This window comes from Azospirillum doebereinerae, assembly GCF_003989665.1.
In the GTDB taxonomy this organism is placed as follows: domain Bacteria; phylum Pseudomonadota; class Alphaproteobacteria; order Azospirillales; family Azospirillaceae; genus Azospirillum; species Azospirillum doebereinerae.
Window position 1 is genome coordinate 1 of sequence record NZ_RZIJ01000039.1, and the last position, 13487, is coordinate 13487.

At 68.3% G+C, this 13487-nt stretch carries 8 protein-coding genes and 1 pseudogene; 3 read left to right on the forward strand and 6 right to left on the reverse strand.

Translation table 11 applies throughout. The features are described from left to right. Together EJ913_RS28780 and EJ913_RS28785 are read right to left on the reverse strand one after the other, a co-directional pair. A pseudogene (locus tag EJ913_RS28780) lies at positions 1 to 243 on the reverse strand (type I secretion system permease/ATPase); the annotation flags it as partial. 17 nt (positions 244 to 260) lie between these two features. Then, complete coding sequence (locus tag EJ913_RS28785) at positions 261 to 1613, reverse strand: type I secretion system permease/ATPase (RefSeq protein WP_185909988.1); 1353 nt, start codon at positions 1611 to 1613, stop codon at positions 261 to 263. A 707-nt stretch (positions 1614 to 2320) separates the two neighbouring features. On the opposite strand from EJ913_RS28785, the gene cobT reads away from it, so the two are divergent. Together cobT and EJ913_RS28795 are read left to right on the forward strand one after the other, a co-directional pair. Then, positions 2321 to 3349: a nicotinate-nucleotide--dimethylbenzimidazole phosphoribosyltransferase gene (gene cobT / locus EJ913_RS28790; RefSeq protein WP_127004460.1), complete on the forward strand. Its 1029-nt coding sequence runs from the start codon at positions 2321 to 2323 to the stop codon at positions 3347 to 3349. Between the two features lie 164 nt (positions 3350 to 3513). Further along, positions 3514 to 4335, forward strand: coding sequence for a PP2C family protein-serine/threonine phosphatase (locus tag EJ913_RS28795; protein ID WP_127004462.1), 822 nt, complete (start codon positions 3514 to 3516; stop codon positions 4333 to 4335). A 12-nt stretch (positions 4336 to 4347) separates the two neighbouring features. Here the strand turns inward: EJ913_RS28795 and EJ913_RS28800 are convergent, their stop codons facing one another. Next, positions 4348 to 5385 (reverse strand): DUF4384 domain-containing protein, encoded by a 1038-nt coding sequence (locus EJ913_RS28800; RefSeq protein ID WP_127004464.1) that lies wholly within the window; start codon positions 5383 to 5385, stop codon positions 4348 to 4350. Positions 5386 to 5550: 165 nt separating this feature from the next. Between EJ913_RS28800 and EJ913_RS28805 the strand changes: the two genes are divergently transcribed. Next, positions 5551 to 7182 (forward strand): alpha-glucosidase, encoded by a 1632-nt coding sequence (locus EJ913_RS28805; RefSeq protein ID WP_244939541.1) that lies wholly within the window; start codon positions 5551 to 5553, stop codon positions 7180 to 7182. Between the two features lie 48 nt (positions 7183 to 7230). On the opposite strand, the gene EJ913_RS28810 is transcribed toward EJ913_RS28805, so the two are convergent. The 3 genes from EJ913_RS28810 to EJ913_RS28820 all read right to left on the reverse strand — a co-directional run bounded on the left by EJ913_RS28810 (position 7231) and on the right by EJ913_RS28820 (position 13401). Continuing rightward, positions 7231 to 9279 carry a flagellin gene (locus tag EJ913_RS28810; RefSeq protein ID WP_127004468.1) on the reverse strand — a complete coding sequence of 683 codons (2049 nt, stop codon included), beginning with the start codon at positions 9277 to 9279 and terminating at the stop codon, positions 7231 to 7233. Next, complete coding sequence (flgK, locus tag EJ913_RS28815) at positions 9276 to 10685, reverse strand: flagellar hook-associated protein FlgK (protein WP_127004470.1); 1410 nt, start codon at positions 10683 to 10685, stop codon at positions 9276 to 9278. The genes EJ913_RS28810 and flgK overlap by 4 nt, the downstream gene beginning before the upstream one ends. A gap of 91 nt (positions 10686 to 10776) precedes the next feature. Beyond that, positions 10777 to 13401 carry a flagellar hook-basal body complex protein gene (locus EJ913_RS28820; protein ID WP_127004472.1) on the reverse strand — a complete coding sequence of 875 codons (2625 nt, stop codon included), beginning with the start codon at positions 13399 to 13401 and terminating at the stop codon, positions 10777 to 10779. Between the last annotated feature and the right edge of the window lie 86 nt (positions 13402 to 13487).

The following is a 13487-nucleotide window of genomic DNA, read 5'->3' on the forward strand; positions in this document are numbered from 1 at the left end:
CGCCCGCCCGCCCGCCACGCTGCGCAGCGTGCGGCGCTTCAACGCTTCCAGCACGTCGGCGCGCGGGCCGAAGGCTTCGACCCGTCCCTCGCGCAGCGCGACCACGCGATCCACCTGGGAGAGCGTTCCTGGCCGATGGCCGATCACGACCACGCAAACCCCGCGTTCCTTCAAGGCGGCGATGGCGCGGCTCAGAGCCTGCTCGCCTTCGGCGTCCAGATTGGCGTTGGGTTCGTCGAGCACGACAAGGCGGGGAGCGCCTACAGCGCGCGGGCGAGCGCGATCCGTTGGCGCTGGCCGCCGGACAGGAAGGCGCCGCCGCCGCCGATCTCGGTGTCGTATCCCTTGGGCAGGCTCAGGATCATGGCGTGGCAATCGGCCAGCCGCGCCGCCTCGACCACCGAGTCCGGATCGGGGGTGTCCAGGCGGGCGATGTTTTCCGCCACGGTGCCGGCGAAAAGCCCGATTTCCTGGGGCAAATAACCGATGTGACGGCCAACGTCGTCGCGCGGCAATTGAAAGAGGTCGGCACCGTCCAGCCGCACAGTTCCGGCCAGCGGCGGGTACAGTCCGACCAGCAGACGGGCGAGAGTCGATTTCCCCGCCGCCGATGGACCGACGACGGCCAGCGCCTCGCCCGGTCTGGCTTCGAAGGAGACGCCGTTCAGGATCAACCGTTCCTGGGTGCCGACGCGGAAGGCGACGCCCTGGACCGCCAAATGCCCGGTCGGTGCCGGCAGGGGCAGGCCCGAGGGCCGGCGCGGCATCCGCGCGAGGAAGGCCTTCAAGCGGCGCAGCGCTTCCCGCCCGGCGCTGACCTGCCGCCAGCCGCCGATGGCCTGCTCCACCGGGGCCAGGGCGCGGCCGACCACCAGCGAGGCGGCCATCATCGACCCCGCGCCCATCTCGTGCCGCACCACCAGCCACGCGCCGGTGCCGAGCATGGCCACCTGGACGGTCTGGCGCAGGAACTTGGTGACGCCCAGCAGCGCGGCGCCGCGCCCCTGCGCCCGGTCCTGCGAATCCAGGCTGCGGGCGTGGTCGTGCCGCCAGCGCCGGGTCAGGCCGGGCAGCAGGTTCATGGCATCCACCGCCTCGGCGTTGCGCAGCGCGGCTTCGGCGGTCGCCATGGCGCGGTTGCCGGCGGACTTGGCCTCGCGCAGGCTGGCGCGGATGATCCGGTCGGTGGCGAGAGCCAGGGCGAACAGCAGCAAGGCGGACGCCGTGGCGACATGCCCGAGCAGCGGGTGCAGCAGGTAGATCAGCCCCAGATACACAGGAACCCAGGGCGCGTCGAACAGGAAGAGCAGGCCGCCGCCGAGGACGGCGCGGACCGTTCCCAGGTCACGCAGGGGCTCGGTGCGATCCCCTTCGCCGAGCAGCGCGCCGTCCACCATCCGGTTCAGCACGGCTGGACCGAGACGCCGTTCAAGCCAGTCGCCGAGCGTTCCCAGCATCCGTCCGCGCGCGTGGTCCAGCGCGCTCATCAGCATGATGGCCCCCACGGCGACCAGCGTGAGGTACAGCAGGGTGGGCAGGCTGCCCGACGACAGGACCCGATCGTAGACCTGCATCATGTAGAGCGATGAGGTCAGCATCAGGAGGTTGATCAACAGGCTGAATCCGCTCACCCAAAGCAGTGGCGTCCAGCAACGATCAAAGATCGGTTCAATATCGTCCTGGCGGGACATGTCACTCAACGGTCGTAAGAGTTTCGCCATAATCGCTGGAAAAACAGACGAATCAAGACAGTTGGGCGGTTTGTCGCAATTAATTCATAGTAAAAACTTAACTTTGCAAACTAAATTTTTTGATTATTATTTAGATAACTATTGTAGTGACTCACGCAATCGTACGATTATCGATTCCGTGCGCGCATTTGGTTTTCTTTATAATGAATCGAATCGAGACGTCGAGGCTGGTGTTGGCACGCGCGTTGGCCGCCTCTTTCGGAGGCATGTGCCGGTTCGGCGAACGGGCGGGGCCGCCGGACAACCGCCTTGCCAAGCAGGGTAATCGCGTGAAGTGACGGGCTTTCCGTCGGGAAAGAAATTTTGCCATGGGTTTCACCGATGAACTTGCGGCTTCCACGGATATTGGGCATTGGACAAGTCTTGTGGCGTTCATCGTGGCGCATCGAGGCGGGAATCCGCTCGATCCGTTTGATGATCCGTGAAATCCGTGTCGAATCTTGCCGGGCAAGACGACGGCTTCCATTCAGGCGATCGCCCTGTCCTGCCACGACGCGCTTTGACTCAGGGGCCGGATCGGTGCATGGTCGCGCCGTTTTTTCCGCGCTTATCGTCAGGACGCCGTCGCCATGAGCAACCAGCAGCCCGCCGTCACCTTCGAGGAAATCCGCGCGCTCCTGCGCAACCTGCCGGGTCCCGATCTGGATTCCGGCACGGCGGCCCTGCTGCGCGAGCGGCAGCTGACCAAGCCGGCGGGCTCGCTCGGCCGGTTGGAGGAACTGGCGCAGTGGGTCGCGACGTGGCAGGGCCAGCACCCGCCGGACATCCGCCGGCCGCGCGTCGCCGTCTTCGCCGGGAACCATGGCGTGGCGGCGAACGGCGTCTCGGCCTACCCGCAGGCGGTGACGGCGCAAATGGTCGCCAATTTCCAGAACGGCGGCGCCGCCGTGAACCAGCTCTGCGAGGCGGCCGACGCCGATCTGCGTGTCTACGAGCTGGACCTCGAAAACCCCACCGCCGACTTCACCAAGGGACCGGCGATGGGCGAGGAGGAGTGCTGCCGCACCATGGCCTACGGCATGATGGCGGTGGAGATGGGCATCCAGCTTCTGGCGCTGGGCGAGATGGGCATCGGCAACTCGACCTCGGCGGCGGCGCTGTGCCTGGCGCTGTTCGGGGGCGAGGCCGCCGACTGGACCGGGCGCGGCACCGGGGTGGACGACGAGGGGCTGGCCCGCAAGATCGCGGCGGTCGAGGCCGGACTCGCCGCCAACCCGGAAGCGAAGGACGACCCGCTGGAGGCCCTGCGCCGGCTCGGCGGCTACGAGCTGGCCGCCATTGCCGGGGCCATCCTGGCGGCGCGGGTCGCGCGGGTTCCGGTGCTGCTCGACGGTTTCGCCTGCACGGCGGCGGCGGCGGTGCTGTTCAAGGCCGACCGCCGGGCGCTGGACCATTGCGTGGTCGCCCACCGCTCGGTCGAGCCGGGCCACAGCCGCCTGCTGGAGGCGATCGGCAAGGAGCCGCTGCTGGATCTGGGCATGCGGCTGGGCGAAGGGTCGGGGGCGACGCTGGCGATCAACATCGTCAAGTCGGCCGTGGCCTGCCACGGCGGCATGGCGACCTTCGCCGACGCGGGCGTCAGCGGCCGGGAAGGCTGAGGACGGTACCCGAAAGCAGGATCGCCGGTATAGCCGGGCGGTCCTGCGAAACGCCGCTGTATCTTTGCCGGGTCCTGCGCCATGATCGGTTGTGCGGTGCCAAGGCGCGTATCCCGTTAAGGCGTCGGCCGCTCGACCGTCTCGTTACCGGAGCCGTCCCGCCGATGCCAGCCGCCTTCACCCTGACCGCCGCCGGACAAACCGACGTCGGCCGCACCCGGTCCCGCAACGAGGACAACTTCCACGCCGACGCGGCGGGGCGGTTCGCCGTGGTGTGCGACGGCATGGGCGGCCACGCCGGCGGCGACGTCGCCAGCCGCACGGCGGTCGAGACCATCGTCGGTCTGCTGGACGACGCCACCCTGATCGAATCGCGGCCCGGCTTTTCCGCCTACATCGGCGACGACCCCGAAAAGACGCTGACCGACCCGGTCGAGGGCGAAGCGGCGGTTCAGCACGCCCTATCGGTCGCGCGCCGCGCGGTGCAGGCGGCCAACGAGCGGATCCACGCGCTCAACCGCCAGCGTGGCTTCGCCGAGGGGCGCGGCATGGGAACGACCACGGTGGGGTTTTGGCGGCTGCCGGGCGGCAACCGGATCGTCGCCTTCCACACCGGCGATAGCCGGCTCTACCGGCTGCGCGACGGCGAGTTGCGGGTGCTGACCCGCGACCATAGCCTCTACCAGATCTGGCTCGACAACGGCGGGCGCGGGACGCCGCCGCAGCGGAACATCATCGTCCGCGCGCTCGGCACCGGGGAAGAGGTGGAGCCGGAGGTGGCGCTCCACGCGCTGCTGCCCGACGACGTGCTGCTGCTCTGCTCCGACGGCCTGAACGGCATGCTGCCGGACGCGACCATCGCCCGCATCCTGCGGGAGGAGACGGACTGCGCGCGCGCCTGCACCACCCTGATCGAGGCCGCGAACACGGCGGGCGGGCAGGACAACGTCACGGTGGTGGTCGCGCGCTTCGGCCGGAGCGCCTGACCGGATGTCGCCTCAGGGGGCCGTGGCGATGAACAGCGCGGCGGCCACCGGCGGCGTGCCGGGCGCGACGGCGGCCAGCGCGCGTTTCAGATCGGCGAGATAGACCGCCGCCGGTTCCAACTCGGGCCGCGCCGTGCCGAACAGGGGCGACGGGGTGGCAAGCGCCACGATCAACTCCTGGCCGAAGGGCGGCCCGACGCTCCAGAACCGGCTGCCGGCCGACCGCTCGCCCAAGCTCCGCGCCGCTCCGGCGTCGAGATGGCCGCCCGGCTCCAGCGGGTTGGGCAGCAGATGCACGACGTTGCCGTCCGTCGTGAAGTAATCGATCCGCAGATGCACCGGGGCGGCGGGAGCGAGCAGGTCCAGCACCAGCGGATCCCCGCCATGCAGACGGCCCGGCCCGCTGGTCTTGACCCGCAAGGGTGCGGGCAAGGCCGTGTTGGCCGCGAGCGGTGCCGCGAGCAGGTTCAGCGGCGCGCAAAGACCGGGGGCCGCGACCGCCACGTCGAGGCCATGCTCCCATCCGGCGGCGCTGCGGTCGAGCGCCGCGTGAAGCGTCGGCAGAGTAGCCTCGCCCGCGACGGTTCCGGACACCAGAAGCCGCCCGTTCAGGGCCTCGACCGCCAGAAGGGCGCAGGGCAGGGCGTTCAGCGCCGAGCGGACGGCCTCGACGGGCGGGCGAAGCGCGTCTTGCGAGGGCGGCTCCTCAAGGACCGGCGGTTCGGACGTGGTCTCGGGCGGGGGAACCGGGACGACGCTCTCCGGTGCCGGCGGAGGTGGTTGGGGAACAGGAGGCGAGGCTTCCGGAGGGGCCGGCTCCTCGGGACGCTGCGGTTCAGGGAGCGGCGCGGCGGGAGCCTCGGTTGCGGCGGTGACTGGCGCGGGTTCGGACGGCTCCGCCCGGCTCTGCCAGGGGAGGGCGCACACCGCCGTCAGTCCGGCCAGGACGGCGACGGACAGCCGGCCCCCCCGGTGGAACACACCGCTGTCGTCCCGCCGGTTCTGCCTGCGCGGATCGTCTTTGCCGAGCCTGCGCCCCGTCTCCGCCATAGCGCCGCTCCCCCAAGGTCCCGGTCGGGCCGGTATAGCCCTTGAGCGGCCGACGGGCAAAGCCTTGCGTCGGTGCCGGTGTGACCAATTCCCGCCGGTAACCCTTCCTTAGCCATGAGGGCGGAGGCTGGGGCGGATGTTCCCACCGGCGCGGAGTCTTCGGCCTTGACCCAGTCCCCCTCCTGGCTGCGCGGCGCGGCCCTGTACCAGATCTATCCCTTGAGCTTCCGGGACCGCAACGGCGACGGCTGGGGCGATCTCGACGGCGTGCTGGAGGGGCTGGAGCATGTTGCGTCGCTGGGCGTGGACGGCGTGTGGATCAGCCCGTTCTACCCGTCGCCCTGGAAGGATTTCGGCTACGACGTCGCCGATCACCGCGCCGTCGATCCGCGCATGGGCAGCCTCGCCACCTTCGACCGGGTGGTGGAGCGGGCGCATGGGCTGGGGCTGAAGGTGCTGGTCGATCTGGTCTGCGGCCACACCTCCGACGCCCATGGCTGGTTCGTGGACAGCCGCCGCTCCCGCAGCGGCGAGCGCGCCGACTGGTACGTCTGGGCCGACGCGAAGCCGGACGGCACGCCGCCCAACAACTGGCTGTCGGTCTTCGGTGGCGCCGCCTGGACTTGGGAGCCGCGCCGGCGGCAGTATTATCTGCACCATTTCCTGTCCAGCCAGCCCGCTTTGAACCTGCATTGCAAGGCGGCGGTACAGGCCGTCTGCGACACGGCGGCCTTCTGGGCGGAGCGCGGCGTCGACGGCTTCCGCATCGACGCGGTGGATTTCTTCGCGCACGATCCGGAACTGCGCTCCAACCCGCCGGCTTTGTGGAGCGGGGCCGAACCGCCGCTGAAGCCCTTCGCCCTGCAACGCCATGTCCACGACATGATGCACCCCTCGGTGACGGCGGTGCTGGCGCGGCTGCGGGCCACCATCGACCGCTACCCCGGCCGGGTTCTGCTCGGCGAGCTGTCGAGCCAGCCCGGCGCCGGCCAGCGGATGGCCGCCTATTGCACGCCCCACGGCCTGCACGCGGCTTACACCTTGTCGCTGGCCAAGCAGCCCTTCACCGCCAAGGGCTTCGCGCAGGCCCTGACCGGGACGCCGCGCCCGGAGGCGATCTGCTGGAGCCTGTCCAACCACGACGTGGAGCGCGCCGCCAGCCGCTGGCTGCCGCCCAATGCCGACGCACGCGATTTCAACGCGCTGCTGGCCGTGCTGATGGCGTCGCTGCCCGGCACGGTCTGCCTCTACCAAGGCGAGGAGTTGGCGCTTCCCAACGCGGTGCTGGAGCAGCACCAGCTGCGCGACCCCTTCGGCATCACCTATTGGCCCGATTTCGCGGGTCGTGACGGCAGCCGCACCCCGATCCCCTGGCGGGCCGACGAGCCGAACGCCGGATTCGGCGGCGGGGAACCGTGGCTTCCGGTGGTCGACGCCCATGTCCCGTTGGCGGTCGACCGGCAGGAACGCGCGCCCGACAGCCCGCTGGCGCTGTGGCGCACGGCGCTGGGCCTGCGCCGGAACCACGCGGCGCTGTCCACCGGGACGGTCGGCGCGGTGGAGGAGCGTGGCGGTGTTCTCGCCTTCGAACGGACCGAGGGCGACGAACGGTTGCTGGCGGTCTTCAACCTGACCGACCAACCCGCCGAGCATCCGGTGCGCTACAAGGGGGAACTGTCGCCGCTGGCCCTGCCACGCGCGCCGGGCGCCGGAACGCCGGAGCTGTCGGCGGATGGGCGGACCCTGATCCTGCCGCCGCTCGCGGCCTTCCTGGCTCGGCGCGGTTCCGTGGGGTGACGGGTCCGGCGCGGGGGCGGCGCTCCGCCGCTCCCGCCTTGTCTCCCGTCAGGCCAGATAGTTCAGCAGGGACAGTTTCTTCGTCTGCCCGGCCACCGTGTAGGAGGCCTGCAGGGTGTTCATCGCGGTGCTGAGCCGGGCCGCGACCTCGGTCGGGTCGATGCCCTCGATGCCGGCGATGCGTTCGGTCAGGGTCGCGTTGGCCGCCGTGTGGCTGGTCTTGGTGCTCTCCAGCGTCGCCAGATCGGACGCGACCTTGGAGTGGATCGAGCGGAGCTGGTCCGACGCCTGGGACATCAGTTCGCGCGACTTGTCGATGTATTCGGTGTATTTGCCGGGGTTGGTCGCCGCGACCCGCGCCATCCGGAAGGCCTGGACCAGGGTCTGGAACCCCTTCTCGTCGGCGCTCACCCCGTAGTTGATGTTCAGGCCGTCGTCGATGCCGACCTGCGATTTGCGGTAGGCGTCCGGGTTGCTGCGCTTGGTCAGGTAATCGGTGTCGTAGAAGGGCAGATCGGGCGGATCGACGTAGGGGATGTCGGTCAGCGCGTCGGCTTCCGGCGGCAGGGTCGCCACCGTCATCGTGTTGTCGAGCGATCCGTTGATTGCCCGGCCCGTGGTCGAAAACTGCTGGATGCGGTTCGGGTGGTTGGGATCGACCATCGTGTTGCTGGTCAACGAGATGCCGGCGCCGCTGCCCATCGCGTCAATGCTGACCGGCGGAGTGGGCTTGGTGTTGGCGAATTGCTGGCGCAGCTTGTCGGCCACGGCGGCGACCGTGGTGGTGCCGGCGTTGAAGTCGGTGTCGTTGACGGTGTAGCGGACCGTGTAGGCTTGGTAGGGCGGCAGATCCTTCGGTTCGCTCGGGTGGGCGGTGTAGTATTTCTGGTTGTAGGGGTCGTCCGGATCGCCGACCGCCACCGTGAACTCGAAGGTGTCGCCGATGTCGACTCCGGCGCCGTTCAGGGAAAACCGGTCGATCTGCGGCTGCGTGGTCGTCGCCGTCTGCTGGGTGCTCGGCTGGCCGATCGTGTTCTCGACGGTCGCGGCGTTCTGGACCCGCGACGACACCGTGAAGCTCTTGCCGGGATCGTTGCCGACCAGCGTGATGATGCCGTTCGCGGTCGAGACGGTCATCGGCAGCGCCGGGTTGGCGGCCTTCATCTGGGTGCTGAGCGTCTGCGCCAGGAAGGTCAGGGTCTTGGGGTCGCCCGGCTGGATCTGATAGCTGAAGGCCTTGCCGTCGACCGTCACCTCGTAATAGTCGTCGGTGTTGACCAAGGCGCCGTTCAGCGTGATCTTGCTGGTCTGCTTGGCCGCCATCAGGTCGGTGGTCGGTTCGGTCGAATAGCGCGAGCCGGCGAACAGGTAACGGTCGCCGAAGCGCTGGTTCATGTATTCCTGGATGTCGCGCATCGCGCCTTCGGCGCGGTCCTTCATCTGGTCGGCTTGGGGCCAAGTGACCGTGAAGGTGCTGTTCGAGGCGGCCGTGAGCTTGTCGAAGTTCAGGTTCAGCACGGCGCCGTCGCCAGGACCTCCCGACATCGTGAAATTGTAGCCCTTGCCGTCGCTGGGCGGCGTCGTCGCCAGGTTGATGGCGCGCGTGGTCTTGCCGCCCAGGCCGTCGGTCACCGTCACGTCGAAGGTGCCGTTGCTGCCGTTCTGCGACGGCACGGCGGTGACGGTGTAGCGGGCGCCGACCGTCATGGTGGACTTGGCGCTGTCCACCGACAGCGACATCGCGTCGGGATGGCTGTTGGACGGCGTCGTGACGCTGGGAGGGCCGGGCGCGAACGGCATCAGGTTGCTGGACTGCCAGTCCGACGCCATCTTCTCCAGAGCGGTCAGCACCTTGTCCGTCGCGGCGACGCGCGGGCTGGCGGTGTTGATGTTCTGGACGTAGCTGTCGCGCCGCGCCATCTCGGCCCGCAGATCCAGAAGCTTCTGAGTGTCGGCGCCGTAGGTGGCGAGGTTCGAGGACTTGATCCCCGTGTTCAATTGCTGCGACAGCGTATCGACGTTGTTCTGGCCGTTGGACAGATTCCGGACCAGACTCAGATACGATGCGTAGCTGCTTACGCCGGTTATCGAGCTCATCGGATCACAGCCTCCAACGCGTCAAACATTGCATTGGCTACTTGCATGACTCGTGCCGAAGCCTGGTACGACGTTTGAAGCTGTTGGAGCTGGGCGATTTCCTCGTCGATGTTGACGCCGGTGCGGGAGTGGTAACGCTCGGTCAGGAGCTGCATGGACTCCTTGTCGGAGGCCTGCTTGGTGTCGACGGCCTTGGCGGCGGCCATCCAGGTGCCGGTGATGCCGCTGATCATCCCGCTGTAGGTGGTGTCGGTCATCTTCAGGCCGTCGGCGGTCAGGGACCGGCCGGGGGCCTTCATGGCGGCGACCACGCCGTCGACGGCCAGGCTCTTCACTTTCGCCGTGTTGTTCAACAGGTTGGCGTTCACGCCGATGGTGAAGCGGTCGCTGCCGGTGAAGAACTGCTCGCCCTGCTCGCCGTCCTTGGAGAGCGCGCCGTCGTAGGCGTCGCGGAAGCTGGTCGGCTCGCCGGGCTTGGTGGCGCCCGTGAAGGCCTGGGCGAACTGGTCGAGCTGCGAGCGCAGCTTGCGGATCACCTCGGTCATGGGATCGCCGCTGGCGGCCGTCGGGGGGTCGCTCTGCGAGCCGTCCTGGCGCATCTTCAGCAGGGCGCCGAGCTTGCCTTCGGTCAGGTGGCCGTTGATCGAGGTGACTTGATTGCCGACCTGTAGGTTGATATTGCCGCCGTCGAAGGAAAGATTTGCCGGTTCGGCATCGACCAGACCCAGGCCGGACGGCGTGAAGATGGCGACGCGACCGTCCGGGCGCTCCACGGTGCGGATGCCGATGTAGCCGCTCAGTTCGCGGATCAGGCCGTCGCGCTTGTCGGCGACCTCGTTGGCGGCGGCGCCCTGGCTCTTCAACGACACGATGTCGTTGTTGATCTGGTTGATGTCCTTGAGAAGCCCGTTCACCTTGGTCAGCGAATCGTCCATGTCGGTCTTCATGGACCGGTCCATCTGCTCCACGCCTTCCGACACCCGGCGGATTTCCCGCGAGAAGTTGTCGGCGGCCTGGACCAGCTGGTACTGGGCGGTCTCGTCCTCGGGCGAGGTCGCCAGCGTGCTCCAGGCGGTCTGGAACTTGGCGGCGTAGTCGTTGACCAGCGGCGTGCCGTTGGTCGTCCGCAGAAGATCGCCCAACTGCTGCATGTAGGTGGACTGCACGGCCGAGCCGCCGTTGCGCGAGGTCAGGTCCTCGACCTGCCCGCGCAGCGCCTGGTCGATCTCCCGCCGGTACTGGGTGTTGATGATCTGGCCGCTGCCGTCCACCGTCTGCTGGACGGTGTGGCGGGTGCGGGTTGGATCGTCGGCCCGCGCGATGTTGTCCGAAACCAGCTTCACGTTGGCCTGGACGGTGCGCAGACCGGCGGTCGCACTGTTCAAGGCGCTGAAGAGGGAGGACATGGGCGTGGACCTTTCTCGGTTCGTCGGTGGCGGGGCGGCTTCGTGGCGTCCGCCCTCTCAGGTGCCGGTCAGGCGCGGGGGCGCCTGCGCCTTAGCGCTTCAGCCCGAGGACTTCCTGGAGCATCTCGTCCGAGGTCGTGACGATCTTGGTGTTGGCGGAGTAGGTGCGCTGGGTGACGATCAGCTTGGTGAACTCGTCGGCGATGTCGACGTTCGAGCCTTCCACGCTGTTGGCGATCACCGCGCCCGCGCCGTTGGTCTCCGGATCGTTGAAATTGGGCTTGCCCGCCTCCTCGCTTTCCAGGAACACGCCGCCCGATTCACGCTGGAGCCCGTTGGGGTTGTTGAAGGTGATGATCGGAACCTTGGCGACCACCTTGGACCGGCCGTTGTCGTAGTTGACCAGCACGTTGCCGTTGTCGCCGAACACCACGTCCTTGAACTGTCCACGCGGCGCGCCGTTCTGGATCAGCTGGGTGACGTTCATCTGCTCGCCGGCGTATTGGGTCAGGCCGCCGGGCTTCTGGTACTTGCCCATGTTCAGCGTGACCTGCTGCGGGCCGAAGCCGTAGTCGACCGTGAAGGTGACGGTGGCGTCGGCGCCCGCCGCCTGGGTCGCGGCGCTGACCGCCGTGCCGGTGCCGACGAGCGCCGTCGAGATGTTGGTCAGCGTGCCCACCGTCTCCGGCGTCTTGCCGAAGGTCAGGCCGATGTGCGCCGGGGTCTGGCCGACGACGCAGGTCTGCTCCAGCGTGAATTGCTGAGCGGTGGTGTTGCTGACCGAGCCCGTCGCGCCGGCCCAGTTGAGGGTGGCGCCGGCGGCCGTCGCCGTGCCGGGATTGTCGGCGTTGATCTGCGCGGCCAAGGCGGCCATCGCGGCGGCGGGCGTGGGATAGGTGGCGTGGTTGGCGGCCGTTATGGGCAGGTTGTAGGTCAAGGCTCCATTGGTGACGGTGTAGGTGTCGCCGATGTCGGTGACCGAGGCGCCGGCAAGGGTGACCGCGCCGGTTCCCGTCATCGACTGCGTGTAGGCCGGATCCACCGCGGTCTTGGCCGTGATGGCGATCACGCCGCCCTGGGCGCTGGCCGTGACCGGCAGCGAGGTGTTGGAGTTGATCTTGTTGGCCAGCGCGGCGGTGATGTCCTCCATGGTCATCTCGGCGCCGGTGGTGCTGTAGCTCACCGGCGTGCCGTTGACGTTGAGCGAGTAGACCGTGCCGATGTCGCCCGGCGTGCCGGTCAGGGTCACGGTGCGGGTCTGGCGGACGCCGGCCACGTTGGCGGTCGAGAAGACGCCCGTCATCGTGTTCGCCGCGGCGCTGGAGTTGACGACGCTGCCCGTGGTGGCGACGGTGCCGCCCGCGGTGTTGGACTGGACGCTCAGCACGCCGCCGGTGGCGGTGGCGGTGACGCCGAGGCCGCCGGCGTTGATGCGGTTAGCCAGCTCCAGCGCCACGCCCGTCACGTTGGCGTAGACCGAGTAGGTCTGGGCGGTGACGGTCACGCTCTTGGTGACGCCGCCGACCGTCATCTGGAAGACGTCGCCGATGTCGATCTGCGACTGCGGGAAGGTCCACCGGTCGATCTCGCCGGCCGTCGCCGTCGCGGCGGTGGTCACCGGCCCGGTGATGGTGTTGTTGGTCGACGCGGCGCCCTCGACGTTCTGGCTGATCTTGAACGGCGTGCCGGCGTTGCGGGCGGAGACGTGGATGACGTTGCCCGTCACCGTCGCCATCACCGCCGCCGCCGGAGAGGCCGAGTTGATCTGGTTGGCCAGCGAACCGGCCAAGCCCGAATAGGTCCGGATCGACGAGATGTTGTCCGACGTGATCTTCAGTGAATAGTTGGTGCCGTCGACGTTGACGGTGTAGGTGTCGCCGATGCGCAGGTTGTCCTGGCCGTTGACGTTCGGGCCGGAAATGACCACGGCGTTGGTCTGGGCGATCGCCGTCACGCCGGCGATGTTCTGGCCGAAGGTCGCGGTCGCCGGGTAGCCGGTGAAGCTGCCGTTCACCGCCTTGGTGCTGGAGCCGGGCGTGTCGAGCGACAGCCGCCAGTCGCCGCCGGCCTGTTGGCGCCATTGCAGGTTGACGGTGCGCGCGTTGCCCTGGGTGTCGAAGATCTGGATGCTGGAATCGGGGATCTTCACGCCCGGTGCCGGGGTTGCCGGCAGGTTGGCCGACAGGTCGATGGTGCTGGTGGCAACCGGCTTGTCGATCAGCGAGTTCACCTGGATGGGCTGCACCTGGTCCTTCAGCAGCTGGCCGGTCACCGGATCGGTGACCCAGCCGTTCAGCGCGAAGCCGGCGCTGTTGACCAGATAGCGGTTCTTGTCCAGCTCGAAGTCGCCGGCGCGGGTGTAGTAGGCGGCCGAGGCGTTGACCGTTCCGGTCTGCGTCTGGACCAGCGTGCCCGAATTCTGCGTGTTGAGCTTGGTGACGCTGAAGAAGCCCTGTCCCTGGATCGCGACGTTGGTCGGGCTCTGCACCTGGGTCAGGTTGCCCTGGATGTTGTTCATGAAGACCGGCTGGGCCGACACGCCGCCCGGCGAGTGGATCCGCGCGTTCGACTGGAGCACCATCGTCTCGAACGCCGAATCGACCCGCTTGTAACCGATGGTCGAGGAGTTGGCGATGTTGTCCGAGATGTGGCCGAGAGCCTTCGACTGGGCGTTCAGGCCGAGGACGGCGGTTGTCATCGAACCGAAGATGCTCATGGCCGGGGTCTCCGAAAGAAAGGGCTAACGTCTTGATCCCCTATCAAGCAAATCGGATGCCAACTCGGCGGAGGTCGATAACGCGC

Excerpts from the sequence above, each read along its gene's own strand:
- cobT (WP_127004460.1), top strand. The coding sequence starts at position 2,321 with ATGAGCAACCAGCAGCCCGCCGTCACCTTCGAGGAAATCCGCGCGCTC.
- EJ913_RS28795 (WP_127004462.1), top strand. The coding sequence starts at position 3,514 with ATGCCAGCCGCCTTCACCCTGACCGCCGCCGGACAAACCGACGTCGGC.
- EJ913_RS28800 (WP_127004464.1), bottom strand. The coding sequence starts at position 5,385 with ATGGCGGAGACGGGGCGCAGGCTCGGCAAAGACGATCCGCGCAGGCAG.
- EJ913_RS28810 (WP_127004468.1), bottom strand. The coding sequence starts at position 9,279 with ATGAGCTCGATAACCGGCGTAAGCAGCTACGCATCGTATCTGAGTCTG.
- flgK (WP_127004470.1), bottom strand. The coding sequence starts at position 10,685 with ATGTCCTCCCTCTTCAGCGCCTTGAACAGTGCGACCGCCGGTCTGCGC.
- EJ913_RS28820 (WP_127004472.1), bottom strand. The coding sequence starts at position 13,401 with ATGAGCATCTTCGGTTCGATGACAACCGCCGTCCTCGGCCTGAACGCC.